Source organism: Sphingomonas sp. Leaf21 (assembly GCF_916858675.1).
Classification (GTDB): domain Bacteria; phylum Pseudomonadota; class Alphaproteobacteria; order Sphingomonadales; family Sphingomonadaceae; genus Sphingomonas.
In genome coordinates this window covers 152,148-177,018 of the sequence record NZ_CAKASM010000005.1, presented here as the reverse complement: position 1 = coordinate 177,018, position 24,871 = coordinate 152,148, and the positions used below count along the sequence as shown (strand labels likewise).

General features: G+C 68.6%; 23 protein-coding genes. 6 read left to right on the top strand and 17 right to left on the bottom strand.

The annotated features are described in order from the left end of the window. Positions 1 to 16 precede the first annotated feature (16 nt). Together LRP66_RS07090 and LRP66_RS07085 are read left to right on the top strand one after the other, a co-directional pair. Complete coding sequence (locus LRP66_RS07090; RefSeq protein ID WP_230481804.1) at positions 17 to 1,078, top strand: DUF2336 domain-containing protein; 1,062 nt, start codon at positions 17 to 19, stop codon at positions 1,076 to 1,078. Beyond that, on the top strand, positions 1,075 to 2,433 hold the full coding sequence (locus LRP66_RS07085) for a sensor histidine kinase (RefSeq protein WP_230481803.1): 1,359 nt from the start codon (positions 1,075 to 1,077) through the stop codon (positions 2,431 to 2,433). The genes LRP66_RS07090 and LRP66_RS07085 overlap by 4 nt, the downstream gene beginning before the upstream one ends. A 45-nt stretch (positions 2,434 to 2,478) precedes the next feature. Here the strand turns inward: LRP66_RS07085 and LRP66_RS07080 are convergent, their stop codons facing one another. The 3 genes from LRP66_RS07080 to gltX are packed head-to-tail and all read right to left on the bottom strand — an operon-like array spanning position 2,479 to position 5,414. Beyond that, entirely contained in the window at positions 2,479 to 2,688 is a 210-nt protein-coding gene (locus tag LRP66_RS07080; RefSeq protein WP_230481802.1) for a hypothetical protein, read from the bottom strand. 3 nt (positions 2,689 to 2,691) lie between these two features. After that, on the bottom strand, positions 2,692 to 3,975 hold the full coding sequence (locus LRP66_RS07075) for a citrate synthase (protein ID WP_230481801.1): 1,284 nt from the start codon (positions 3,973 to 3,975) through the stop codon (positions 2,692 to 2,694). A gap of 2 nt (positions 3,976 to 3,977) precedes the next feature. After that, positions 3,978 to 5,414 (bottom strand): glutamate--tRNA ligase, encoded by a 1,437-nt coding sequence (gene gltX / locus LRP66_RS07070; protein ID WP_230481800.1) that lies wholly within the window; start codon positions 5,412 to 5,414, stop codon positions 3,978 to 3,980. A 79-nt stretch (positions 5,415 to 5,493) separates the two neighbouring features. Between gltX and LRP66_RS07065 the strand changes: the two genes are divergently transcribed. Continuing rightward, positions 5,494 to 7,590, top strand: a complete 2,097-nt coding sequence (locus tag LRP66_RS07065; RefSeq protein WP_230481799.1) for a ComEC/Rec2 family competence protein — start codon at positions 5,494 to 5,496, stop codon at positions 7,588 to 7,590. Here LRP66_RS07065 and lexA read toward each other — a convergent pair. The 6 genes from lexA to LRP66_RS07035 are packed head-to-tail and all read right to left on the bottom strand — an operon-like array spanning position 7,581 to position 12,398. Then, positions 7,581 to 8,264: a transcriptional repressor LexA gene (gene lexA, locus LRP66_RS07060; RefSeq protein ID WP_230481798.1), complete on the bottom strand. Its 684-nt coding sequence runs from the start codon at positions 8,262 to 8,264 to the stop codon at positions 7,581 to 7,583. The genes LRP66_RS07065 and lexA overlap by 10 nt on opposite strands. A gap of 55 nt (positions 8,265 to 8,319) precedes the next feature. After that, positions 8,320 to 9,504 (bottom strand): molybdopterin molybdotransferase MoeA, encoded by a 1,185-nt coding sequence (locus LRP66_RS07055; RefSeq protein WP_230481797.1) that lies wholly within the window; start codon positions 9,502 to 9,504, stop codon positions 8,320 to 8,322. A 50-nt stretch (positions 9,505 to 9,554) separates the two neighbouring features. Next, on the bottom strand, positions 9,555 to 10,022 hold the full coding sequence (gene moaC / locus LRP66_RS07050; RefSeq protein WP_230481796.1) for a cyclic pyranopterin monophosphate synthase MoaC: 468 nt from the start codon (positions 10,020 to 10,022) through the stop codon (positions 9,555 to 9,557). After that, entirely contained in the window at positions 10,019 to 10,795 is a 777-nt protein-coding gene (trpC, locus tag LRP66_RS07045; RefSeq protein ID WP_230481795.1) for an indole-3-glycerol phosphate synthase TrpC, read from the bottom strand. Before trpC ends, moaC begins: the two co-directional genes overlap by 4 nt. After that, the gene (gene trpD / locus LRP66_RS07040) at positions 10,792 to 11,787 is read right to left on the bottom strand and encodes an anthranilate phosphoribosyltransferase (RefSeq protein WP_230481794.1); all 996 of its coding nucleotides are present in this window, start codon (positions 11,785 to 11,787) and stop codon (positions 10,792 to 10,794) included. Before trpD ends, trpC begins: the two co-directional genes overlap by 4 nt. Then, positions 11,784 to 12,398: an anthranilate synthase component II gene (locus tag LRP66_RS07035; RefSeq protein WP_230481793.1), complete on the bottom strand. Its 615-nt coding sequence runs from the start codon at positions 12,396 to 12,398 to the stop codon at positions 11,784 to 11,786. The genes trpD and LRP66_RS07035 overlap by 4 nt, the downstream gene beginning before the upstream one ends. A 182-nt stretch (positions 12,399 to 12,580) precedes the next feature. On the opposite strand from LRP66_RS07035, the gene LRP66_RS07030 reads away from it, so the two are divergent. After that, positions 12,581 to 13,018, top strand: a complete 438-nt coding sequence (locus LRP66_RS07030; protein ID WP_230481792.1) for a hypothetical protein — start codon at positions 12,581 to 12,583, stop codon at positions 13,016 to 13,018. A 157-nt stretch (positions 13,019 to 13,175) separates the two neighbouring features. Here LRP66_RS07030 and trpE read toward each other — a convergent pair whose 3' ends face one another. Beyond that, positions 13,176 to 14,693, bottom strand: a complete 1,518-nt coding sequence (gene trpE / locus LRP66_RS07025) for an anthranilate synthase component I (protein ID WP_230481791.1) — start codon at positions 14,691 to 14,693, stop codon at positions 13,176 to 13,178. Beyond that, positions 14,680 to 16,626 (bottom strand): peptidylprolyl isomerase, encoded by a 1,947-nt coding sequence (locus LRP66_RS07020; protein ID WP_230481790.1) that lies wholly within the window; start codon positions 16,624 to 16,626, stop codon positions 14,680 to 14,682. The genes trpE and LRP66_RS07020 overlap by 14 nt, the downstream gene beginning before the upstream one ends. 135 nt (positions 16,627 to 16,761) lie before the next feature. On the opposite strand from LRP66_RS07020, the gene tpiA reads away from it, so the two are divergent. Further along, entirely contained in the window at positions 16,762 to 17,508 is a 747-nt protein-coding gene (tpiA, locus tag LRP66_RS07015) for a triose-phosphate isomerase (RefSeq protein ID WP_230481789.1), read from the top strand. 113 nt (positions 17,509 to 17,621) lie between these two features. Here tpiA and LRP66_RS07010 read toward each other — a convergent pair whose 3' ends face one another. The 3 genes from LRP66_RS07010 to rimO all read right to left on the bottom strand — a co-directional run bounded on the left by LRP66_RS07010 (position 17,622) and on the right by rimO (position 21,935). After that, positions 17,622 to 19,001: a leucyl aminopeptidase family protein gene (locus tag LRP66_RS07010; protein WP_230481788.1), complete on the bottom strand. Its 1,380-nt coding sequence runs from the start codon at positions 18,999 to 19,001 to the stop codon at positions 17,622 to 17,624. Beyond that, complete coding sequence (locus LRP66_RS07005; protein ID WP_230481787.1) at positions 18,998 to 20,398, bottom strand: serine hydrolase domain-containing protein; 1,401 nt, start codon at positions 20,396 to 20,398, stop codon at positions 18,998 to 19,000. The genes LRP66_RS07010 and LRP66_RS07005 overlap by 4 nt, the downstream gene beginning before the upstream one ends. Positions 20,399 to 20,594: 196 nt before the next feature. Next, entirely contained in the window at positions 20,595 to 21,935 is a 1,341-nt protein-coding gene (gene rimO, locus LRP66_RS07000) for a 30S ribosomal protein S12 methylthiotransferase RimO (protein ID WP_230481786.1), read from the bottom strand. Positions 21,936 to 22,056: 121 nt separating this feature from the next. Between rimO and LRP66_RS06995 the strand changes: the two genes are divergently transcribed. Next, positions 22,057 to 23,151, top strand: coding sequence for an anhydro-N-acetylmuramic acid kinase (locus LRP66_RS06995; RefSeq protein ID WP_230481847.1), 1,095 nt, complete (start codon positions 22,057 to 22,059; stop codon positions 23,149 to 23,151). 59 nt (positions 23,152 to 23,210) lie between these two features. On the opposite strand, the gene LRP66_RS06990 is transcribed toward LRP66_RS06995, so the two are convergent. From LRP66_RS06990 to LRP66_RS06980, 3 genes are all read right to left on the bottom strand, one after another. After that, positions 23,211 to 23,456: a hypothetical protein gene (locus tag LRP66_RS06990; RefSeq protein ID WP_230481785.1), complete on the bottom strand. Its 246-nt coding sequence runs from the start codon at positions 23,454 to 23,456 to the stop codon at positions 23,211 to 23,213. 55 nt (positions 23,457 to 23,511) lie between these two features. After that, positions 23,512 to 24,057, bottom strand: a complete 546-nt coding sequence (locus LRP66_RS06985) for a CHAP domain-containing protein (protein WP_443026665.1) — start codon at positions 24,055 to 24,057, stop codon at positions 23,512 to 23,514. Positions 24,058 to 24,175: 118 nt separating this feature from the next. Next, on the bottom strand, positions 24,176 to 24,826 hold the full coding sequence (locus LRP66_RS06980; RefSeq protein WP_230481783.1) for a DUF6975 family protein: 651 nt from the start codon (positions 24,824 to 24,826) through the stop codon (positions 24,176 to 24,178). Positions 24,827 to 24,871 lie beyond the last annotated feature (45 nt).

Genomic DNA, 24,871 nt, shown 5'->3' with positions numbered 1-24,871 from the left:
GGATTAGCGATGCCGCATGGCGGTCGCACCGGACCCTTTTGATGCCCTTGACTGGCAACCCGCTCGACTATCCGAGCGGGTCGCAACGGCCCGTGCGCGGGCGTCGGCCCGGCGGCATGGGGCGGTCGCGGACCTGCGGCTGGATGACGATGCGCGCCTGACCGACCAGCTTCGCTTCGAGGTCCGATCGCGGATCGAGGCACTGGTCACGACCATCGCGACCGACCTGCTGGTCCAGGCCGAACGGCTCGGCGGCCAGGACGAAGCCCGGAGGACCCCGCTCGCCGATGTCATCCGCCGCCTTCGTCAGGCGGGAGTCCTTTACGACCCGGATCTGGTCGGCGAACTGATCGCCCAGGTACGGCAGCAGATGCTGGCCGACGCGCTTCCGATCGAGACGATGGCGGGCGACGCGCCCAGCCTGCTGGTGCGACTCACCGAGGCGCCCGACCGGATCGTCGCCGGGGCCGCGCGCGCGGTGCTGGCGGCCGAAGGACGGTCGCGCACGGTCGAGCCGGACGGGGCGGCGATCGGACTGCCGATCGCCTTGCGGCGATCGCTGGTCTGGTCGGTGGCGGCAAGCCTGCGCCAAGCCGAGGATCGCGATTTCGATCAGGCGCTTGGTCAGGCGGCGGAGCGCGTGCTGGCGGCGCTGGGAGAGACGGACAGGCCGGGCGCGGCGATGCTTCGACTGGCTGCGGCGATCGACGCGCGACCCGCCGAACTGCCCGATCTGCTTCTGGAAAGCCTGTCCGATCGGCAGCTTGGCCTGTTCATCGCGCTGCTGTCGCATGCGTCCGGCATCGATCATGACGATGTGCGCGAACTCGTGATCGAGCCGGAGGGCGAGCGGCTGTGGCTGGTGCTGCGCGCGCTCGATCTGGGGCGCGCGCCGATCGCCCGCATCGGACTGGCACTGTCGGACGCCGACAGACGGCGCGATGTGGAGCGCTTCGCCGACGCCATCGATGCGATCATGGCGATCCCGGTCGCGGCGGCACAGGGCGCCATCGCCTCGTTGCGGCTTCCCCAGGATTTTCGCGACGCGATCGCCCGGCTGGAGGGGGCGTCGCGATGACTTCGATCGACAGCCCCGGCGAATCGATGGTGGCGCGCGCCATTCTGGACGCCGGCGACCATATGCTGTCCGCCGATCCGCCGATCGAATTGCTTCACCTCCGTGCCGGGGGCGGGAGCGAGGATCCGATTGCCGTCCCCCCGATCGTCCGCGTCGCACGGCTTGCGCGGCGGTTGGGCATCCCCGTCTCGCGCCAGGTCCGTGTGGCGGATGACGAGGGCGATCTCGACCTTTGGGTTCAGGCGCGGCCCGAGACCGGGCAGATCCGCCTGAGCGTCAGCGGCTGGCGCGATCGATCGGTCTGGAAGCCGACCGCGGCCCCGCCCGATTATGCTGCGCCCGGTGCCGATTTCCGGTGGGAGACGGACGCCGCGCTTCGCCTGACCTTTCTGTCGCACGATGCGGGCGCACGCCACGGCTTCGATACCGACAGGCTGCTGGGGCGGCCGCTCGGCGACCTGTTCGCTTTCGATCCAGCGGCGGGCGATGCGGGTGGCCTGCTTCGTGGTGCGGCACCGCTCGATGGCCGCTGTGCCCGGTTGCGCCCGACCGATGCGCCGGTCCGGCTGTCGGCGGCGATCCGGCATGACGGCATGGGCGGGATCGCCGGGCTGATCGGTGCGACCTTCCTGATCGATCCGCCGGGCGAGGCGGTGGACGAGATACCGGGCAGCCAGCCACCGCTGACCGAGAGTTTCACCGCCGGGCTCGACCGCGCGCTGCGCACCCCGCTCGCGCGCATCGTCGCGAATGCGGACAGCATCGCGGCGCGCGCCGACGGGCCGATCGCGGCGGACTATGCCGAATATGCCGGGGACATCGCCCATGCCGGACGGCATCTGATCGGGCTGGTCGACAATCTGGTCGAGCTGCAGGCGATCGAGCAGCCCGATTTCCGGCTGGCGGCCACCCCGATCGATCTCGCCGACGTCGCGCGTCGCGCCGCCGGTCTGCTGGGGGTTCGCGCCGACTCGGCCGGGGTGACCATCCGCCGCCCGGCCCTGTCGGAAGGCATGGCCGCGATCGGCGATTTCGGACGGTCGCTCCAGATACTGATCAACCTGATCGGCAACGCGCTGCGCTATTCCCCGCATGGCAGCGACGTTGTGGTCGGCGTCGAACGCCAGGACGAATGGGCGCTGGTCCGCGTCACCGATCGCGGCAAGGGCATCGCGCCCGAAGATCAGCCGCGCATCTTCGAGAAGTTCGAGCGTGTCGATCCGTCCGAGCCCGGCGGCAACGGCCTGGGGCTGTACATCGCGCGGCGGCTGGCGCGCGCCATGGGCGGCGACCTGTCTGTCGAAAGCGAGCCGGGGCAGGGCGCCACCTTCACCTTCGCCCTTCGCGCGCGATAAAAAAAGGGCTCCCGAAGGAGCCCTCTTTCCGACCATCCCGATCGTTCAGCGTCGCTTGGGCAATCGCCGTGCGACCAGGATCAGCGCCAGTCCGGCGATCGCGACGAGGGCGCCGCGATCGGCCCATTCGCCCTGGCCCAGCATGAAGCTTTCCTGCGGCCAGCGGACATAGCCCAGGCCCTGACCGATCCACAGTCCGCCGGTCAGTGCCAGAAGCACACCGACGGCGATCAGGATCGGCCGGGCCCGGTTCATGGCTTAGCGCTGCTCGACCGGAACATACGAACGCTGCGTCGGGCCGGTATAGAGCTGACGCGGGCGGCCGATCTTCTGGTCGGGATCGGTGATCATTTCGTTCCACTGCGCGACCCAGCCGACGGTGCGGGCAAGCGCGAAGAGCACAGTGAACATCTCGGTCGGGAAGCCGATCGCCGACAGGATGACGCCCGAGTAGAAGTCGACGTTCGGGAACAGCTTCTTCTCGACGAAATAGTCGTCGTTGAGCGCGATCTCTTCGAGGCGGAGCGCGGTCTCGAACAGCGGATCGTTGACCTTCAGCGCGTCGAACACTTCGCGCACGGTCTTCTGCATCACGGTCGCACGCGGATCGTAGTTCTTGTAGACGCGGTGACCGAAGCCCATCAGGCGGAACGGATCGTTCTTGTCCTTGGCCCGCGCGATGAACTCGGGGATGCGCTCGGGCGTGCCGATCTCGCGCAGCATGTTGAGCGCGGCCTCGTTCGCGCCGCCATGCGCCGGACCCCACAGACACGCGATGCCCGCCGCGATGCACGCGAACGGGTTCGCACCCGACGAACCCGCCAGGCGGACGGTCGAGGTCGAGGCGTTCTGCTCGTGATCGGCGTGCAGGATGAAGATGCGGTCCATCGCCTTCTCGACGGCCGGGTTCACCTCATAGGGCTCGGCCGGAACGCCGAAGGTCATGCGTAGGAAATTGCCGGTGTAGGACAGCGAGTTGTCCGGATACAGGAAGGGCTGACCCACGCTGTACTTGTACGCCATCGCCGCGATCGTCGGGATCTTGGCGATCAGGCGGTGCGAGGCGATGGTCCGCTGCACCGGGTCATGAATGTCGGTCGAGTCGTGATAGAAGGCCGACAGCGCGCCGACCACGCCGCACATGATCGCCATCGGGTGCGCGTCGCGGCGGAAGCCACGGAAGAAGGCCGCCAACTGCTCGTGCACCATCGTATGGCGCGTGATCGTGGTGTTGAAGCTTTCCAGCTCGTCCTTGTTCGGCAGCTCGCCGTTGAGGAGGAGATAGGCGACTTCCATGAAGCTCGACTGCTCGGCCAGTTCGCCGATCGGATAGCCGCGATGCAGCAATACGCCTTCGTCGCCGTCGATATAGGTCAGCTTCGACTGGCACGACGCGGTCGAGGTGAAGCCGGGATCATAGGTGAAGTCGCCGGTCTGCGCATAGAGCTTGCGGATGTCGACCACGTCCGGGCCGATCGAACCCGACATGACCGGATAGTCGAACTCTTTGCCGCCGACGTTGAATTTCGCGGTGTCGCTCATACTCAGTGATCCTTCCTATCTGCGGTCATCTGGTCCGCGATCCGACCCAGGCTTTCCTCGCGACCCAACAGGCTGAGCACGTCGAAGATCCCCGGAGACGTCTTGCGTCCGGTCAAGGCAGCGCGGAGCGGCTGGGCGACCTGGCCGAGCTTGACGCCCTCTGCCTCTGCCACCGTGCGTACCGCGTCTTCCAAAAGCTCCGTATCCCAGTTGTGCACCGCGTCAAGCGCGGTGTGTACCGAAAAGAGAATGTTGCGTGCCTTTTCATCGAGAAGGCCCTGCGCCGCCTCGTCCATCGTCAACGGACGGGTGGCGAAAAGGAAACGCGCGCCATCGGCCAGCTCGTTCAAATTCGCGGCGCGCGGCTTGAGCGAGGGCATCGCGGCGGTCAGCGTGGCGATATCCTCGACCCCCATCCGGCGCGCGGTCAGCTCGGCGAGCCGCGCATCGTCGGCCTCGCGGATGTAATGGCCGTTGAGGTTCTCCAGCTTCTTCAGATCGAAACGCGACGGTGCCTTGCCGACGGCGGCCAGATCGAACCACTTCACCGCATCCTCACGCGCGATGATCTCGGCATCGCCGTGCCCCCAGCCGAGCCGGAGCAGGTAATTGTCGAGCGCTTCGGGCAGGATTCCCATCTCGTCGCGATACGCCTCGATCCCGACCGCGCCGTGGCGCTTGGACAGCTTCGCGCCGTCCGATCCGTGGATCAGCGGAATGTGCGCGTAGATCGGCTCGGGCCAGCCCATCGCCTTGTAGATCGGCAACTGGCGAAACGCGTTGTTCAGATGGTCGTCGCCGCGAATGACATGGGTGACGCCCATGTCGTGGTCGTCGACCACCACCGCCAGCATATAGGTCGGCGTGCCGTCGGAGCGGAGCAGGACCAGATCGTCCAGCTCCGCATTCTGGACGGTGACGCTGCCCTGCACCCGGTCCTCGATCGTCACCGAGCCCTCGCGTGGCGCGCGCAGGCGGACGACGAAGGGCTGGCCCTCGGGCGCGGTGGCGGGATCGGCGTCGCGCCAGGGCGAACGAATGCGCAGCGGCTGCTTCGCGGCCTGCGCCGCCTCGCGCTGCGCGGCGATCTCTTCCTGCGTCATGTAGCAGCGATAGGCATGGCCCCGCGCCATCATCTCCTGCGCGACCGCCGCGTGACGGTCGGCGCGGGCGAACTGGAACACCGCCTCGCCGTCCCAATCGAGGCCCAGCCAGCGCATGCCGTCCAAAATCGCGTCGATCGCGGGCTGGGTCGAGCGCGCCCGGTCCGTATCCTCGATCCGCAGCAGGAATTTGCCGCCATTCGCCCGCGCGAACAACCAGTTGAACAGCGCGGTGCGCGCGCCGCCGATATGCAGGAAGCCGGTCGGCGAGGGCGCGAAGCGGGTCACCACTGGCGTGGCGTTCGACCCAGTGGCGATATCATGTGTTGCGCTCAACCGCGCATACTCCCAATCTTGAAATCCGATGGCCTATTCAGCCGCCGCAGCCCCTAGCATCAAGCGCCCGCGCCGCCAAATGCCGCGCCTTGGCGGGCTGGAACGCTGGGCGGAGGCGGAGCGGAACCAATTGCCGTTATGGGTGCCGGTCATGTTGGGCGTGGGCATCGCGGCATGGTTCGTATTGCCCGATCCATCGTCATGGCGCGCGGCGATGCTGATCCTTGCCGGGATAGGGCTGGGCGCCGCGACGCTGGTGCAAGGCGGGCGGATGGCGCGGTCGGTCGCGGTGGCGGCGTCGCTGGCCTGTGCCGGAATGCTGCTTGCCTGGGCTCGCGCCGAATCGGTCGATGCCCCCGTTCTGCGCCGCCCCGTCATCGCGACCATCGTGGCGGAGGTCGAGGGGGTGGACCGACTGGCGGCGAGACAGGTCGTGCGGCTGATGCTGCGCCCGGTCGCGGCCCGTGACGGACGCGATCGGGCGATGACATTGCCGCCCCGCATCCGGGTGGCGCTCGACGAGCAGGATGCCGTCGCCGGGCTGGGGCGGGGTGCCCGCGTCCGGCTTCGCGCGCGATTGATGCCGCCCGCCGGGCCGGTCGCGCCGGGCGGGCACGACTTCGCCCGGGCGGCCTGGTTTCAGGGCATCGGCGCGACGGGGCGTGGCTTCGCACCCGTGACCCTGCTGCGCGCCGCGCCCGACGCCATGGGCCTCCGCCAGCGTCTCTCGGCGCGGATCACCGGGCGGGTGGCGGGCAGCGAGGGCGGTATCGCCGCCGCGCTCGCCACCGGCGATGTCGGCGCGATCGGTGAGGCGGATGCCGAGGCGATGCGGCGCGCGGGACTGGCGCATCTGCTGTCCGTGAGTGGCCTGCACATCACCGCCGTCGTCGGCATCGTCATGGTCGCGACGATCCGGCTGCTCGCGCTCTGGCCATGGCTCGCGCTTCGGCTACGGCTGCCGCTGGTCGGCGCGGCCGCCGGCGCGGTGGCGGCGATCGGCTATACCTGGCTGACCGGGGCGGAGGTGCCGACGATCCGGTCCTGCGTCGCCGCGATGCTCGTCCTCGCCGCGCTGGCCCTGGGGCGTGAGGCGATGACGCTGCGACTGGTCGCGGCGGGCGCGTTGATCGTCCTGCTGTTCCGTCCCGAGGCGCTGATGGGCGCGAGCTTTCAGCTTTCCTTCGCCGCGATCACCGCGATCGTCGCGCTACACGAACATCCCGCGATGCGCCGCTGGTTCGGGCCGCATCCCGATTGGCGCTGGTCGGCGCTTCGCCATCTCGCGGCACTGCTCCTGACCGGGCTGGTCGTCGAAGCGGCGTTGCTGCCGATCGCGATCTTCCATTTCCACAAGGCGGGGCTCTATGGCGCCGTGGCGAACATCGTGGCCATCCCCTGGACGACCTTCGTCGCCATGCCGCTGGAGATGATCGCGCTGCTGCTCGATCCCTTGGGGGTGAGTGGTCCACTCTGGTGGCTGCTGGGTCAGTCGCTGGCGCTGCTGCTCGGTCTCGCCCATCACGTCGCGGCGATGCCGGGGGCGGTCGTCGCGCTGCCCGTCGCGCCGACGTGGAGCTTCGCCGCAGCGGTCGTGGGGGGATTGTGGATCGCCCTATGGCGGACTCGCTGGCGCTGGTGCGGCGTGCCGCCGTTGAGCCTTGGGCTGATGACGATGCTGACCGCGCCCGCCCCCGACCTGATCGTCACCGGGGACGGTCGGCATGTCGCGGTGACCACCGGCAAGTCCCTGGCGCTGCTTCGCGATCGGGCTGGCGATTATATGCGCTCCGCCTTGTCGGAGATGGGCGGCACCGATGCGGAACCGGTCGCGCTGGCCGACCAGACCGAGGCGCGATGCGGCCAGGACCTGTGCGTGACCATGATCGCAAAGGGCGGTCGACGCTGGCGGATCGCGGCGACCCGTAGCGGCTATCCGGTGCCTTGGCGCGAGCTGGTGGCGCTGTGCCACCGGATGGACATCGTCGTTGCCGACCGCCGCCTGCCGGAGGATTGCCGTCCACGCTGGCTGAAGCTCGACGCCCAAGCGTTGCGGAGGACGGGCGGCGTCACCATCCGCCTGGACCCCGCGCGCGTCGACATGGTGCGCGAGCCGGACGACCGCCACCCCTGGGTCGAGCCGGTCGCGGACCGGTCCGAGCGTCGTCAGTCGTAGCGCCGGAGGATACCCGACAGCTTGCCCTGCACCCGCACCTGAGCCGGGGCATAGCGCTGCGGATCATAGGCGCGGTTGGCGGGGTCGAGGCGGACCATCGACCCCTCGCGCCGAAAATATTTGAGCGTCGCCTCCGCATCGTCGATCAGCGCGACGACGATCTGCCCGTCGCGTGCCACGTCGGTCCGCCGGATCAGCGCATAGTCGCCGTCAAGGATACCCGCCTCGACCATAGAATCGCCCGACACTTCCAGGGCATAATGCTCGCCCGAACCGAGCAGCGCGGCGGGCACGGCCAGCATCGAGCTGCCCTCGAACGCCTCGATGGGGAGGCCGGCCGCGATCCGACCGTGCAGCGGAATCTCGACCACGTCATTGGCCGGTTCGGCCAGCGGGCGGGGCGAGGGCACCCGGACATTGTCCGATGACGGCGTAGCGGCACCAACCGGCTTTTCGGGGCGATCGGGCATTCGCAGCACTTCCAGTGCCCGTGCGCGGTTGGGCAGGCGGCGGATGAAGTGCCGTTCCTCCAGCGCGGATATCAGGCGGTGGACACCCGACTTGGACTTGAGGTCCAGCGCCTCCTTCATCTCCTCGAAGGACGGCGAGACGCCGGTCTCCTTCAAACGGTCATTGATGAAGCAGACAAGCTCATGCTGCTTTGCGGTGAGCATCGCGATCCTCCGTCCAGAACAGACGTGGAACTTATATGGAACGTTTGGGCTTGCGTCAAGCGAGGATCAGGATTTCCGCCGAGTCGCCTGCCTGGGCTGCCGGAGCATGTGGCGGCCGGATGACGAGGCATGTCGAACGCGCGAGCGTCAACAGCATCGAGCTGTCCTGGATGGCGGCGGCATGGACGCGTCCGTCGATCAGCGCGGCGCGCAGATAGTCGATGCGGGGGCCGTTGGGAGGAAGATCCTCGCCCAATATCGCGGGGATCGGCGCGGGAAACGGGTCGGCCGCGCCCGCCATATGCGCGATCAGCGGGCGGACGAACAGCGTGGCCGTCACGAATGCCGACACCGGATTGCCCGGCAGGCTGAGCACGACGGTCCGGCCCAGCCGTCCGGCCATCATCGGCTTGCCCGGACGCAGCGCGATTCGCCAGAAGTCGATGCTCCCCCCGGCGGCGTTGAGCGCGGGCTGGACCAGGTCATGGTCGCCCACCGACGCACCGCCGGTGGTAACGAGCAGGTCGGCCTCGACCCCGGCAAACACGTCGCGCAACCGCTCCAGATCGTCCGGCAATATCCCGAGGTCGATGACCTCGATCGGCAGGCCCGCCAGCATCGCGGCCAGCATGACGCCATTCGATTCGGGCAACGCGGCGAAATCGCCAGAGCCCGGTGGCACGAGTTCGTCGCCCGTCGCCGCGATCGCCACGCGGATCGTCGACCGGACCGGCAATGTGCCGTGGCCGCCGGTCGCCGCCACCGCGATCCGCGCGGGGGTAAGCCGCTGGCCCGCCGAGATCAATCGGTCGCCAGCGGAAAAATCCAGTCCCCGCCGCCGCACATTGCGTCCCCGATGCGCCGGACCCTCTCCGGCCAGTGTCAGCACGGCGCCGTCACGGCCCGCCTCCTCCTGGATCAGGACGGTGTCGGTGCCGGAGGGCAGGCTCGCGCCGGTGAAAATCCGCGTCGCCTGCCTGGCGTCGACCGCTTCGGGGAAGGGGCGTCCCGCCGCGCTTTCTCCGATCACCCGCCACGGCCCCGGCATATCGGCGAAGCGGATCGCATAGCCGTCCATCGCCGACAGGTCGCTCGCGGGCTGGGTCCGAAGCGCCGCGACGTCGCGTGCCGACCAACGGCCCGCCGCATCGCGCAACGGAAGTTCGACGACGTCCGCCCGGGTAGCAAGGGCGAGCAGGCGCTGCTGGGCTTCGGCGACGGGTAAGAGAATGGCGGTCACTCCTGTTGGCCCATGGACGCTTTCGGGGCGATCGGCGTTCCCGGCGTGCGTCAGGCGTGCCAGTCGCCGGATTTGCCGCCGGTCTTGGACAGCAGGTGAATGTCACCGATCGTCATGCACGTATCGAGCGCCTTCGCCATGTCGTAGACGGTCAGCAACGTCACCGATACGGCGGTCAGCGCCTCCATCTCGACGCCGGTCTGCCCCGCCGTCGCGGCGGTGACGGTGGCGGTAACGCCTTCGTCATCCAGTACCAGATCGATCTCGACCTTGCTCAGCGGCAGCGGATGGCAGAGCGGGATGAGGTCGCTCGTCTTCTTGGCGGCCATGATCCCCGCCACCCGCGCGACCGCCAGCACATCGCCCTTCCGTACGCTGCCCGCGCGGATCGCGGCGGCGGCCTCGCTCGACATGGCGATGCGTCCCCGTGCCACCGCCTGGCGCGCGGTCACCGACTTGGCGCCGACATCGACCATGCGCGCCGAGCCCGTTTCGTCGAGATGGGTGAGCCCGCTCATCCGATCAGCGCGCGGGTCGCCGCCTCGACATCATGTTCGCGCATCAGGGCTTCGCCGATCAGGAAGCAATGGATGCCATGCTCGGCCATCGCGTCTAGGTCGGCCCGGCTTGTCAGGCCACTCTCCGCGACGAAGGTGCAGCCCTCGGGCGCACGACCGACCAGTTCGTAGGTCCGCTGGAAATCGACCGTGAAGTCGCGCAGGTCGCGGTTGTTGACCCCGATCAGCCGGGACTTGAGCCGGGCGGCGCGCTCCATCTCGGCGGCGTCGTGGACCTCGACCAGCGCGTCCATGCCGCATTCGATCGCGGCGGCCTCTATCTCCTGCATCTCGCCGTCGTCGAGCGCGGCGACGATGATGAGGATCGCATCGGCCCCCAGCGCACGCGACTCGTGGACCTGCCACGGATCGACCATGAAGTCCTTGCGCAGCACCGGGATCGACACCGCCGCGCGTGCCTGCTCCAGAAAGACATCCGCGCCCTGGAACCAGCGCTCGTCGGTCAGCACCGACAGGCACGCGGCACCCCCGGCCTCATAGGCACGGGCATGGGCGGGGGGATCGAAATCGGCGCGGATCAGGCCCTTGGACGGGCTGGCCTTCTTGACCTCGGCGATCAGCGCGGGGCCGGTCCTGGCGTCCAGCGCGGCGCGAAAGCCGCGCGGTGCGGACACGGTATCGATCTTGGCGTCGAGGTCGGCGAGCGACATGGTCGCCTTTCGCGCGGCGACATCGGCGCGCTTGGTTTCCAGGATGCGGTCGAGCATCGTCATCGGTAGGCTATCCATCGATCGAGAAGCGCCGCGGCATCGCCCGTATCGATCGCACGGGCGGCGGCCAGGGCCCCTTGGGACAGGTCGGCGCTGTGCCCGGCGACCAGCAGGGCCGCGGCGGCGTTGAGGAGAACGGCGTCGCGATAGGCGCCCGGTTCCCCGGCGAGAAGGCGGCGAAGCGCCTCGGCATTGTGCCGCGCGTCGCCGCCGCGAATGGCGGTGATCGGGTGGCGGGCAAGCCCCGCATCCTCGGGTGAGATCGTGCCGGGCGCGTCGATACGGCCCACCGGGACGGCAATGCTGGGTCCGGCCCCCGACAGTTCGTCGAGGCCTTCTTCGCCCGACACGACCAGCGCGGCCTCCGCCCCCAGTTGCGCGAGCGCCTCGGCATAGACGGTCGCGTAGTCCGGGCGGGCGATGCCGATCAGTTGCCGCCCGACATGCGCGGGATTGGCGAGCGGCCCCATCAGGTTGAAGATCGTCCGTCGCCCGATGCGCCGCCGGATCGGGGTGATCCGCGCCATCGCCGGGTGGTGGTTGGCGGCGAAGAGGAAGGCGATGCCGATATCGGTCAGGCTCGCCTGCGCCACCTGTCCGGCGCGCTCCATGTCGAGGCCCAGCACCTCCAGCGTATCCGCCGCGCCCGCCTTGGACGACGCGGCGCGGTTGCCATGCTTGGCCACCGGTACGCCCAGCGCGGCGACGACCAGCGACACGGCGGTCGAGACGTTGAGCGTGTGGTGCCCGTCGCCGCCGGTGCCGCACACGTCGATCGTACCGACAGGTGCCTCGATCGGGATCAGCCGTTCGCGCATCGCGCGGGCGGCCTCGGCGATCTCGATCGATGTCTCGCCGCGCTCGGCCAACCGGGTCAGGAAATCGGCGATCGCCTCGTCATCCGCGCGACCGTCGAGAATGTCGGCAAAGGCGGCATGCGCCGTCTCGCGCGACAGGGGGCTGACCGGATCGGGCAGCAGCGCGATCGTCGTCACGCCGCGCTCTCGACGGGCGGCCGCAGCCGCTCGGGCAGGTCATGGGCGATCCCCGCCTCGCGCAGGAAATTGGCGAGCATCGCATGGCCGTATTCGGTGGCGATGCTTTCGGGATGGAACTGGACGCCGTGGATCGGCAGCGTGGCGTGGCGGAAGCCCATCACGGTGCCATCCTCGGCGCGGGCATTGACCAACAGCGCCTCGGGCACGTCGTTGACGATCAGCGAGTGATAGCGCGTCGCGGTGAAGGGCGAGGGGAGCCCCCGGAACAGCCCGGTGCCGTCATGATGGACGGGCGAGGTCTTGCCGTGCATCAGCCCGCCGCGTTCGACCAGTCCGCCGAAATGCTGGCCGATCGCCTGATGCCCCAGGCATACGCCCAGCAGCGGACGACCGGCGTCGGCGGCGGCGGCGACCAGTTCCAGGCTGACGCCCGCTTCGGTCGGCGTGCAGGGGCCGGGGGAGATGAGAAAGGCTTGCGCCCCCGACGAGAGCGCTTGGCCCGCCGAGATCGCGTCGTTGCGGACCACCTCCACCTCGCTGCCCAATTCCTGAAGATAATGGACGAGGTTCCAGGTGAAGCTGTCGTAATTGTCGACGACCAGGATCATGGCGCTGCCATAGCCGATCGTGCGAGCGGTGCAACGCCTGCTTGACGCATAGGTATGCCCGGATCACGTGTCGGCGCGACGGATCGCCGCAATTTGGCCCGAATGGCGCCGTCAGGCTGATCCGTTCAGCGTGGAGCCATGCGCCGCGTCCGACGTTCATAACCCAAAGGAGTCCCGTAGCCATGGTTCGAGCCGCCCTGATCGCCGCCCTCTTGCTGACCCCGGGCGCCGCCTTTGCCCAGCAGGGCGCGCAGGACCAGCAGGCCGCGACCGGCCAGCCGCCCAAGCGGGTTCGCCAGGTGACGTTGATCGGCGATCAGAAGTGCCCGGAGAGCACGGCGGAGGAAGTGGTCGTCTGCGGCCGCGACGACGAACCCTACCGCATTCCCAAGCCCCTGCGCGACGACAAGCCGATCGCGGCGCAGAATCAGAGCTGGGTCAACCGCGCCGCGACGATGGATCAGGTCGGCCGCGTGGCCGGTGGCATTCCCGATACCTGCTCGCCGGTCGGCACCGGTGGCCAGAGCGGATGCAGTATCCAGTGGAACCAGCAATACGCCGCCGATCGCCGCGCCCGCCGCGCGGAGCAGACCCCGCCGCCCGCCGATGGGGGCGAATGAGGCGCTGACCCGATGACCGTTGCCCCGGCGCTGGCTGGGGCACCCCTTCGGCTACCGGATGGTGATCGCCAAAGGTGGCCGCCGTCGATGGGCGACGGGTGAATTTGATATTGCCCCCTCTCGCGCTGCGAGCGGGCAGGAAGGGCAAGGTCTTACCCTATTGCCCGAATCCGCCGTCGCCAGCCCGCGCGACCGCCTCTCGTGCCGCCGCGAGCATCGCCCCGGCTTTCGCCTCGCACTCCCGCTGTTCATAGGCGGGGTCGCTGTCGGCGACGATGCCGGCGCCCGCCTGGACGTGGATGGTGCCGTCCTTGACCACCGCCGTCCGCAGCACGATGCAAGAGTCCATCGACCCGTCGGGTGAGAAATAGCCGACACCGCCCGCATAGGCACCGCGCCGCTCGGGCTCGAGCTCGGCGATGATCTGGCAGGCGCGGACCTTGGGCGCGCCGCTGACCGTGCCCGCCGGAAACCCGGCGAACAGCGCGTCGAGCGCGTCCTTTTCGTCATCCAGCCGCCCCACGACGTTGGAGACGATGTGCATGACATGGCTGTAGAATTCGACCGTGTAGCTGTCGGTGACCCTGACGCTCCCCGCCGACGCGGCGCGGCCGACATCGTTGCGACCGAGGTCGAGCAGCATCAGATGCTCGGCTCGCTCCTTGGGATCGGCGAGTAGTCCGTCGCGATTGGCGGCATCCTCGGCGCCGGTCCGTCCACGCGGACGGGTCCCCGCGATCGGCCGGATCGTCACCTCGCCATCGCGGACGCGGACCAATATCTCGGGGCTCGACCCGATCAGCGAAAAGCCGGGCAGGTCGAGATGATAGAGGAAGGGGGAGGGGTTGATCCGTCGCAGGCTGCGATACAGCTCGAACGGGGGCAGCACGAAGGGCGCGGAGAAACGCTGGGCCAGCACCACCTGAAATATGTCGCCCGCGACGATATAGTCCTTCGCCTGGGCCACCATCTCGGCATAGCGGCCCTCGGGCAGGGCGGGGCTGTAAGCGGGCTCGGGCAGGTCGGCGCGAAGCGGTGGGGGAAGCGCGGTCGTCGCCAGCCGGGCGGCGGTCGCGTCCAGCCGGTCCTCGGCCTCCTCGATCATCCGCCCCGCGTCGCGCGTGGCATCGGGCCAGACCGGCGCGACCAGATAGAGCGCATCGGCCAATCGATCGAAGACCAGGATGACGGTCGGCCGAACGAAGATCATGTCGGGCAGGCCGAGCGGATCGGCGGTCGGCTGCGGCAGATCCTCGACCAGCCCGACCGTCTCATAGCCGAAATATCCGACCAGACAGGCGAGGGCCGAGGGCAGGCCCGCAGGCACCTCTGCGCGGCATTCGCCGACCAGATGGCGGAGCGCCGCCAGCGTCGGCTGGGCACAGGGCGCGAACGCCTCGCGATCGGTCGCCCAGTGGCGGTTGATCGCCGCCGCATGGCCATGCGCGCGGAACACCAGATCGGGGGCGAGGCCGATCAGGCTGTAGCGCCCGCGCGTCGCACCACCCTCGACCGATTCGAGCAGGAAGTCGCCGCGCCCCGGCTCGATCAGCTTGAGCGCCGCCGCCACCGGTGTCTCGGTATCGGCGATCTGCCGCCGCCAGAGCAGGACCGGATGACCGGCCCGCAACCGTTCGGCGGCGCCGTCGTCGGCGACGGGCTCAGTTGCTCCCATTGTTCAGCAGCTCCGAACGGACCTTCGCCACCGCCTTGGGGTCGGTCTTCACGCCCACCGTGTCACGCACGGCGCGCGCGAATTGCGAGACATATTCGCGACCGATCAGGCGACCGATATCGGCGCGCGCGGCGCGGATCGCGGCTTCGTTGCCCGTCGCGTTGCCCGCGTCGATCCTGGTGACGCGCAGGATGTACCAACCCTCGTTCTGCGGCGCTTCCAGCGTGCGCGCCTTATTCTGCGGCATCGAGAAAAGCAGCGCTAGCGGCGCGGCGGCGGGGCTGTTCTGCGCGGCGGCGAGATCCTGGCGCGACGCGTTGATCGGGCGGACCGGCGGGGTCGCCAGACCGGTTTCCTTCAGCGCCTGCGCCATCGGCATACCCTTGTTCACCTTGGCCAGCACGGCATTGGCGAGCTTGCGCGCGGCGGTACGGGCGCGGTCGGCGGTCAGGTCGGCCAGCACCTGGGTGCGAACCTGTGCCAGAGGACGCGGTGCCGAGCGCTGCACCTGGCCGACCCCGACGATCGCGAAGCCGCCGTCCTTGCCGATCGGCACGATCTGCGGCGCGTCGCCATCTTCGGCGGTGAAGGCGGCGGTGATCATCGCGCGCTGTTCCGGCGTCGGCTGGAAGGTCGGCGCGTCGGGCGAGGCGCCCTGCGCGGTCACCGCCGGCGTCGTCTGTGCCTGCAGCTTGCGGTCGGCGACCACCTCGTCGAACGTCGCATTGCCCGACAGCGAATCCTCGATCGCGTTGCGCATCTCACCCAGTGCGGCGGCCTGCTTCTGCTTGGTCAGTTCGCTGACGATCTCCGACCGCGCCTGGGCCAGCGACTTGCCCGGCACCTGGGTGATCGCATCGACCTTGGCGACGACGAAACCGAGCGCGCCGCGAACCGGGCCGACGACGGCACCCTGCGCGGCGCCGAACACGGCGTCGGCCACGGGGGCGGAGGCCAGCGCGGCATAGGCGGTCTTGTCGACGGCCTTCTGGGTCGAGGCTTCCAACCCGGCGGCGCGCGCGGCATCCGCCAGCGAGGCGCCACCCTTGGCCTTGGCCGCCAGAGCGTTCGCGCCCGCCTGATCGGCGACGATCACCTGGGTCACGTCACGCTTCTGCGTCGCGGCATAGCGCGACTGATTGCTTTGATAATAGCGGGCGATCTCCGCTTCGCTCGGCGTCGCGCTCGCCGCGACGGAGGCGGGGGTCACCACCGCATAGCGGACGGTCCGGCGCTCGGGCAGGGTGTAGCGCTGAACGTTGCGCTGGTAGAAGGTCTGCAACTCGGCATCGGTCGGGGCCGCACCGGTCGGCACCAGGCGGGTCGGGATATAGCCGACCTCGCCCGCGCGCTTTTCGAGCAGCAGCGAGGCATAGGGCAACGCCATCTGCATCGCGAACTGCGCCGCGCCGATCGTCGGCACGGTCAGCTGCTGCGCGAAGCTGCTGCGCTGGATGTCGGTCCGCACCTGCGCATCGGTCATCTTCCGCTGTGCGAGAAGCTGCTGATAGAGCGCCGGATCGAACTGGCCATTGGGACCGCGAAACGCGGGGATCGAGGCGATCTGGCCGTCGACCAGGCGCCGCGAGACGACCATGCCCTGATCCTTGCCGAACTGTTCGAGCGACAGGCCGGTGATCTCGCGCTGGAGCACGCCTTCAAACCCGCCCGCCGCGATGAATTGCGCCATGTCGAGCGTCGGCTGCTCCTGACGATAGGCGGCGACCTCGTTCTGCGTGTCGGTTCGCAGGTCGTTGGCGGTGACCTTCGCGCTACCGACCTTGGCGACGTCGCCACCGCCCAGACCCCCGGCCATTCCGGCGATGTTCGACACGTCGCCCGCCGCGAAGGCGATGGCGATGATGCCGAGCACGATGAAGGTCACGATGACGCCGGCCTTGGAATTGATGATCCGGCGGAAGAAGCTGAGCATGGACGACCGATCGGCAAGGAATAAAAAACGTGCCCGCTTTAGGGTGCAGTCGCGCCCGCATCAAGCTTGTGCGGACGCCACGATACGCTATCGGTGTTGAACACGTATAACAGACGACTCATTGGGAGCCTGACTATGGCACGGCGCAAATTGGTGGCGGGCAACTGGAAGATGAACGGCTCGCGCGCCGCCCTGGCCGAGCTGGACGCCATGGCGCGCGCGGCGGCGGCGGCCCCGAACGTCGACGTGGCGATGGCGGTGCCCTTCACGCTGATCGCCCCCGCCGCCGAGCGCGTCCCCGGCCTGGCGATCGGCGCGGAGGACGTGCACGAGGCCGAATCGGGCGCGCACACCGGCTGCGTCTCGGCGGCGATGGTGCAGGAAGCGGGCGCCAGCTTCACCATCGTCGGCCATTCGGAACGCCGTGCCGACCAGGGCGAGACCAGCCAGGACGCCTGGGCCAAGGCGGCGGCGGCGCACCGGCGGGGGCTGAAGGTCATCCTCTGCTGCGGCGAGACCGAGGCGGAGCGCAATGCGGGCCGCGCCGAACGGGTGGTCCAGGCGCAGATCGAAAAATCGGTGCCGGACAATGCGGACGGTAGCTGGTTCACGCTCGCCTATGAACCGCGCTGGGCGATCGGCACGGGGCGCACGCCGACGGTCGACGAGATCGCGACCATCCACTCGATCGCCCGCGCCAAGCTGCGCATGTTGATCGGCGACGCGGCGGACGGCGTGCGGATCCTGTACGGCGGATCGGTGACCGGCGAAAACGCCGCGACCCTGCTGGCGGTCGAGAATGTCGATGGCGCGCTGGTGGGCGGTGCCAGCCTGACGGCGGCGAAATTCGTGCCGATCATCGAGGCGGCGGCGGGGTTGTAATCGGCGAGGGCGGAACGTGGCCTTCGACGGCGCTCAGGCCGCACGGGGTGGGGGTTGTCAGCCCCACCTCCGCCCGCGCCCGTCAAAGTCGAAGCGCACGCCGCGACCTATCCTTAGCCTTGCGAATACCGGTCCTTGAGCATCCGATAGGCCGCCCGCAACGCATAGGCGTCGCCCCCCTTGGGGCGCCCCGGCTTGGCCGAGGGCCGCCAGGCGAACACGTCGAGATGCGCCCAGGCCGTATCCTTCGGCACGAACCGCCGCAGGAACAGCGCCGCCGTGATCGCCCCGGCAAACCCGCCATCGGGGGCGTTGACCATGTCGGCGATGTCGGACTTCAGCATCTCGTCATACCCGTCCCAGAGCGGCAGGCGCCACACCGGGTCCTCCTCCGCGACACCTGCCGCAAGCAGGTCCGCCGCCAGCGTTTCGTCGTCGGTGAACAGCGGTGGCAGGTCCGGTCCGAGCGCGACCCGCGCCGCACCGGTCAACGTGGCGAAATCGAGGATCAGCTCGGGCGCTTCCTCGCCCGCGCGGGTCAGCGCATCGCCCAGGATCAGCCGTCCTTCGGCATCGGTATTGGTGTTCTCGACCGTCAGGCCCTTGCGGGTCTTCAAGACGTCGCCGGGGCGGAAGGACGCGCCCGACACGGCATTCTCGACCGCCGGAATCAGCAGGTGGAGCCGGACCGGCAGCTTCGCCGCCATCACCAGTCCGGCCAGCGCCAGCGCATGCGCCGCACCGCCCATGTCCTTCTTCATCAACCGCATACCCGCCGACGGCTTGATATCGAGCCCGCCGGTGTCGAAGCACACGCCCTTGCCGACGATCGCGATGCGCGGATGCGCGGCGTCGCCCCAGTGAAGCTCGATCAGGCGTGGCGCGCGGTCGCGGGTGGCGGCCTGGCCGACCGCGTGGATCATCGGATAGTCGCGCGCCAGCGTGTCGCCGCTCGTTACCGTGACGGTGGCATGGTGCGCGCGGGCGAGTGCCCCGGCCTCCGCTTCCAGTTCGGCGGGGCCGAGATCGCCCGCGCCGGTGTTGACCAGATCGCGGACCTGCGCGGTCGCGGCGGCAAGGCGGATCGCCTCATCGCGGTGGCCGACATCGCGAGTCAGGAGCACGCGCGGGGCGGTATCGTCCGCCTTGCGGTAACGGGTGAAGCGATACTGGCCGAGCAGCCAGCCCAGCGCGTTCGCGCCGACGTCCGCGCCGTCGAGGCGGTAGGTTCCTTCGGGCAGCGCCTCGGCCAGCCTGGCGAGCGCCCAGGGCGAGGCGGGATCGGTCACACCCGCCACGACCGCGACGTCGTCGTCCCTGGGGATGAGCAGATGCGTGTTGGGCTTGGCCGCGAAGCGCTGTGCCGTCGCCAGCGCGCGGATCGCCACCGACTGGCGGGTCAGCCAGCCTTCGAAACCATCGGGGGTCAGCAGCGTGACCGCGCGTGCGGTCTGGCCGCGATCGGCCTGGAGCAGGGGGGCAAAGTCCATCATTCTGCGGGGCTTACCAGAAACTGCTCGATCTTTCCGCCCGCGCCTGGTTCGGCATAGGTGCTGATGCGGAGGATATGGTCGGGATAGGTGACGCGGTAGTTGCGGTTGACGAAGCCACCGCGCAGTCGCGCGCTGCCCCGCTGCTCGATCTTGGTCGGCTGACCGAGCGGCGACAGGCTGGCCTTATAATCTGCGATGGTCGCGGGCGTGAAATAATAGGCCGCATCCTCGGTCAGCAGCGAGCGGTCGAGATCGCCCGCGACGAGCTGCGCATAGACGCGCTTCGTCCGGTCGAGCGCGGCGGCGTCCTCGGCGCTGGCCACGGGCGCGGGCAGGACGATGTCCGAAATGCCCTTGGCGATCCGGTCCTGTGCGTCGGCGAACCAGGCGTTGGCCGCGACGACCACCGCCGCCTTGTCGTCCGGATAGACGATGTTCTCGGTCAGGAAGCCGACCGCCTCGCCGCTATGTTCGACGAAATGACGGCCGTTGGCGGTGCCGACCCCGACGCCGAGACCGTAATTGGTATTGGACCCGTCGGTCAGCTTGACCGGCTCTTCCTGCGTCGCCCAGTCCTTCGCGGGCAGCAGCGTGCGGTTCATCCGCGCCACATCCCATTTGGCGAGGTCGCCCGCCGACATCGCCAACTCGCCCGCGGCATAGAGCCAGCCGGGCGCAGCGGGCGTCTCGACCCGGACGGGGCCCAGCGCGTGACGCAGATAGCCTTGCGGGAAGCCGGGGCCGACCGCCTTGTCCTGGTCGATCGCGCGGATGTTCAGCGGCTTGAAGACACGCGTCTGGAGGAACTGGAGCAGCGGCTGACCGGAGACCTTCTCGACGATCATGCCCGCGACGACATAGCCGGTGTTGGAATATTGCCATTGCGTGCCGGGGGCGAAGTCCAACGGAGCCTTGGCCCAGCGGTCGACGATTCCCTGTGGGCTGGTCGGGGTCGCCATCGCCTTGACGCTGTAATCCTGCGGCCAATAGTCGCGCAGGCCCGAGGTGTGGCTGAGCAACTGGCGGATCGTGATCCTGTCACCGCCGGTGATGCCGGGGACGTATCTGGAGACCGTGTCGTCGAGCGACAGCTTGCCCTCATCCGCGAGCAGCAGGATCGCGGCGGCGGTGAACTGCTTCGACACCGATGCGATCTGATAGGGGAGGTTGGGGTCGGCTGGGCCCTTCTGCCCCTCGAACTGCTTGCCATAGGCCTTGGTGAGGACGATCTTCCCGCCGCGCACCACCGCGATCGAGGCGGACGGAACGCCGGTGTCGGCGAGCGTCTTCGTGACCAGCGCGTCGATCTTCTGGGTTTCGGCCGGGGTGAGGCTTTGCGCGAGCAGCGGGGCGGGGGCGATGAGCGCGATCGCCGCCAGCAAATGGGGGTATCTCATGCCCGCCAAGGAAGCAGGTTTGCGGGGACGGTGCAACGGCTCTGGTGGGGGGTGATATGCCCCTTCACCACTCGCTGGCGCGAGCGGTCTCCCTCCCCAAGCGTAGCCTGGGGGAGGAATTGGGACGACTGGCGGTGATATGCCGCCGCGACGCGGTGGCGGCGGGGCCGGAACCCGCCAGACCTATCGCCGACGCTCAGTGGTTCCCGATGACCGGAACGCCGTACAGATCGTGATCGTCGGCATCCTCGATCGCGACCGGCACGATATCGCCGACGGTCAGATGCCCGGCATCGCGCAGGAAGACTTCGCCATCGATCTCGGGCGCATCCGCCTGGCTACGGCCGGTGGCGCCGCCTTCCTCGTCCACCGCGTCGATGATGACGGGCAGGGTCCGACCGATCTTCGCGGCGAGCTTGGCGGCGGAGATCGCGGCGGTCCTTTCCATGATCCGCGCGTAACGCTCTTCCTTCACGTCCTCGGGGACGTGATCGGGCAGGGCGTTGGCGGCGGCGCCCTCGACGGGCTCGAAGCGGAAGGCCCCGACCCGGTCGAGTTGCGCCTCGTCCAGCCATTCGAGCAGATATTCGAAATCCTCTTCCGTCTCACCGGGGAAGCCGACGACGAAGGTCGAACGGATCGCGATATCCGGGCAGATGTCGCGCCATTGATGAATACGCTGCAGCACCTTGGCGTCGTTGCCGGGCCGCTTCATGCGACGAAGGACCGAGGGCGCGGCATGCTGGAACGGGATGTCCAGATAGGGCAGCACCAGACCTTCCGCCATCAGCGGAATCACCTGATCCACATGCGGATAGGGATAGACGTAATGGAGGCGTACCCACGGCGCGATCCTGCCAAGCTCGCGGGCCAGGTCGGTCATGTGCGGCACGACCTCCTGACCCTTCCACATCCGTGGCTCCTTGCGGATGTCGATGCCGTAGGCCGAGGTGTCCTGGCTGATGACCAGCAGCTCGCGCGTGCCCGCCGCGACCAGCTTCTCCGCCTCGCGCAGGATGGCATCGGGGCGTCGGCTGACCAGGTCGCCGCGCAAGCTGGGGATGATGCAGAAGCTGCACCGGTGGTTGCAGCCCTCCGAAATCTTCAGATAGCTGTAGTGACGCGGCGTCAGCTTCAGCCCGGCATCGGGGATCAGGTCGATATAGGGCGACAGATTGGCGGGCGCGGCGGCGTGGACCGCCTCCACCACCTGCTCATATTCGTGCGCGCCGGTGATCGCCAGCACGTCGGGGAAGCGGGTGCGGATGGCCTCCGCTTCCTTGCCCATGCACCCCGTCACGATGACGCGGCCGTTTTCCTTGATCGCCTCGCCGATCGCCTCCAGGCTTTCCTCCTTGGCGGAGTCGAGGAAGCCGCAGGTGTTGACGAGCACGACGTCCGCCCCGGCATAGTCGGGTGACATCTGATAGCCATCGGCGCGGAGCTGGGTCAGGATGCGTTCGCTGTCGACCAGATTCTTGGGACAGCCGAGCGAGACCATGCCGACGCGCGGCGGAGTGGGGAGTTTGGTTGCCATGGGATACGCGCACACATAGTCCAGATTGGATCGCTTTTCCAGATGCGGCGGTGCCGGACGGTCGACAGCGCGGTGCGATCCCGGCATGAAGCGTCGGCAACGGGTTAAGGGTCACGTGGTGATGCTGGCGATCGGATTGATGTCGGGAACCTCGCTCGACGGCGTGGATGCCGCGCTGGTCGAGACGGACGGCGAGGGGCTGGTGCGTCCGATCGCCTTTCGGTCCGAGCAATATTCGGACGGTGCGCGGGCCGAGCTGGCCGAGGCGACGACGCTGGCGCTGACCTTCGACAGGCCGCGCGCGAGCCCGTCGATCGTCTCGGCGGGGGAGTTGATCGTCCGCACCCATGCAATGGCGATCCAGAAGCTTTTGCGCGACGCCGGGGTCGATGCGGCGACGGTCGACGTCATCGGCTTTCACGGACAGACGGTCGCGCATCGTCCCGATCGCGGCTGGACCTGGCAGATCGGCGACGGACAGGCGCTGGCCGATGCGACCGGCATCGTCACCGTGTCCGACTTCCGTTCGGCCGATGTCGCGGCGGGCGGGCAGGGGGCACCGCTGATCCCGGTCTATCACGCCGCACTGGCCGCCGGGCTCGAACGACCCGTCGCGATCCTCAACCTTGGCGGTGTCGCCAATATCACCTGGATCGGTCGGGACGGCGCGCTGATCGCGTTCGATACCGGGCCCGCCAATGGTCTCATCGACCATTGGATGGAGGCGGAGGCCGGGCAGCGCTTCGATGCGGGCGGGATGCTGGCGGCGACCGGGCGGGCGGAGCCGACCGTGCTCGACACGTTGATGGACAATGGCTGGTTCGATCTGGCGCCGCCCAAGTCGCTCGACCGCAACGACTTCACGATCCAGGCGGCGCGCGGCCTGTCGGCGGCGGACGGGGCTGCGACCCTGACCGCCTTCACGGCGATGACGGTGGCCCGTGCGCTGGATCATCTGCCCGAGCGACCCAAGCGGCTGCTGGTCGCGGGCGGCGGCCGACACAATGCGACGATGCTCAGGATGATCGCCGACGAAACCGGCCTGATGCCCGAGCCGACCGATCTGCTGGGATGGAACGGCGATGCGATGGAGGCGGAGGGCTTCGCCTATATGGCGGTGCGGCGGTTGAAATCGCTGCCGATCAGCTTTCCCGGTACGACTGGCGTGCCGGAGGCGATGACGGGTGGGGTGATCCATCGGCCGGTTGCCGACTGACCAAGTGGGGAAGGTGACCGTCGGGCGCGGTCCGGTAGTGGCGGGCTGCGCTCTCGGGATCAGCGCTTCGTCGTCTGCCGACTGACCCTGGCGGGAATGTGGCAGCCGTCGATGCTTCGCAGGACCGCGAACTGAGGTTCGGCATCGGGCAATTCGTTGAGCCTGCGAAGGCCGACGCCGGGCCTGGTCTGCGCGACGCGCTGTTCGGTCCGGATACAGGGTCGTGGCGGCTGGCCGATGGTCGGCATCGTCGGTCGCGGCTGTGCGCCATCCGCGATCAAGGCGAGCGTGACGAGCAGCATCATAATGCGTCCTCCCTGATGGAGGGCGCAGTCTAAATCAAGCCGGGCTGGCGATCAATCAGCGCGCGACATAGGCGTCGATCAGCGCGCCGACATAGTCCGGCTTGTCGCTGGTCAATTCTCGCGCGGTATGGCCCTTGCCATAGATGAAGCCATAGATCGGATAGGTGGAACTGCCCAGGCCATCGGAATCGCGGAACCAGACCTTTACCTTCGTCCAGTCATTTTCGGGAGATACGTCGAACAGCGTCACGTCCTGCTCGGCATGGCCCCGCTCCCCGTTCTGGATCGACCAGTTGGCGTGGGTAAGCATCAGGACGCGATCCTCGACCACCCGGCTGACCACCGCGACATGGCCGAGCGGCAGGCGGCCGGTCTTTTCGAAGACGACGACCGCGCCGACCCTCGGGCTGTGGCCGCGCGGATATTTACCCTCGGCCTGGCTCCACCAGGTCCAGGCATCGCCATAGATGGCAATGCCCGATGCCTGACGCGCGAAGGGAACGCATTGCCCGACATAGTCGAGAAGCGATCGCGCATCGGCCGGGAGGGCGGCCAGAAGTGCGCAGAGCGGTAAGACTGCTTTGGACACCAGGGCTTTCATCGTGACCGTGCTAGGCCCGGTGCATTAATCGTGAACTGTCCAAAATGGTTAACGGCGCGGTAGGGCGACCGGCCGGGTATTTCGCGCGACCGGAAGAGGGCACGCGCGTCACCCATGGTCAGCCTCGTCGGGCGCTGGCCCGCGCCTCGAGCAGATCCCAGAGCCCGCGATGCTGGATCAGCATCTGGGTTGCGCCGAATCCCCGCGCGCGCGCCAGGCCCAGCGCATTCTCTTCGTCGGGCGGATCGAGCAGCGGCTCGGGCATGTCGTTGATCGGCGGGGTCAGCCCGAAGCGGGCGGCCGCCTGGTCGAGGAACTGACGGATCGTCCGCCAGTCGAGGATCAGTGCCGAAACGGCGCCCGTCGCGCAACCGCGCCGGTCCGAATTGGCCAGCATCTCGAGCGTTTGGCGCAGATGCGTGAGCGCGGTATCGGCCTGCGCCTGTCCGGGCGTGGGTGGCAATGGACCGGCGGCGGCCGTCAACCCGGCGAGATAGGCACGCTCATGCGCGAACGCGCTGGACGATCGGATCAGCCAGGGCAGGGTTTCGATCTGGATGCCGCGCGCCATCGCGTAATCGATCATGCACGGGTGGTTGCCGTGCACCGTGCAGACGGCGTGGACCGCGTCGGTCAGGTCGTGCAGCAACGCGTTGGGCAGCAGGAGCGACTGGACATGCGGATGCGTGGCACTGCCCGACCGGGCCAGGATCGCGCCGATATCACCCCGGCGATCGTCTCGAATGTCGAATGCGATGCTCGTCGCCATGTCCGTTCCAAAACCGGCGAAGCACGTCGACAGGAAGTGCCGATC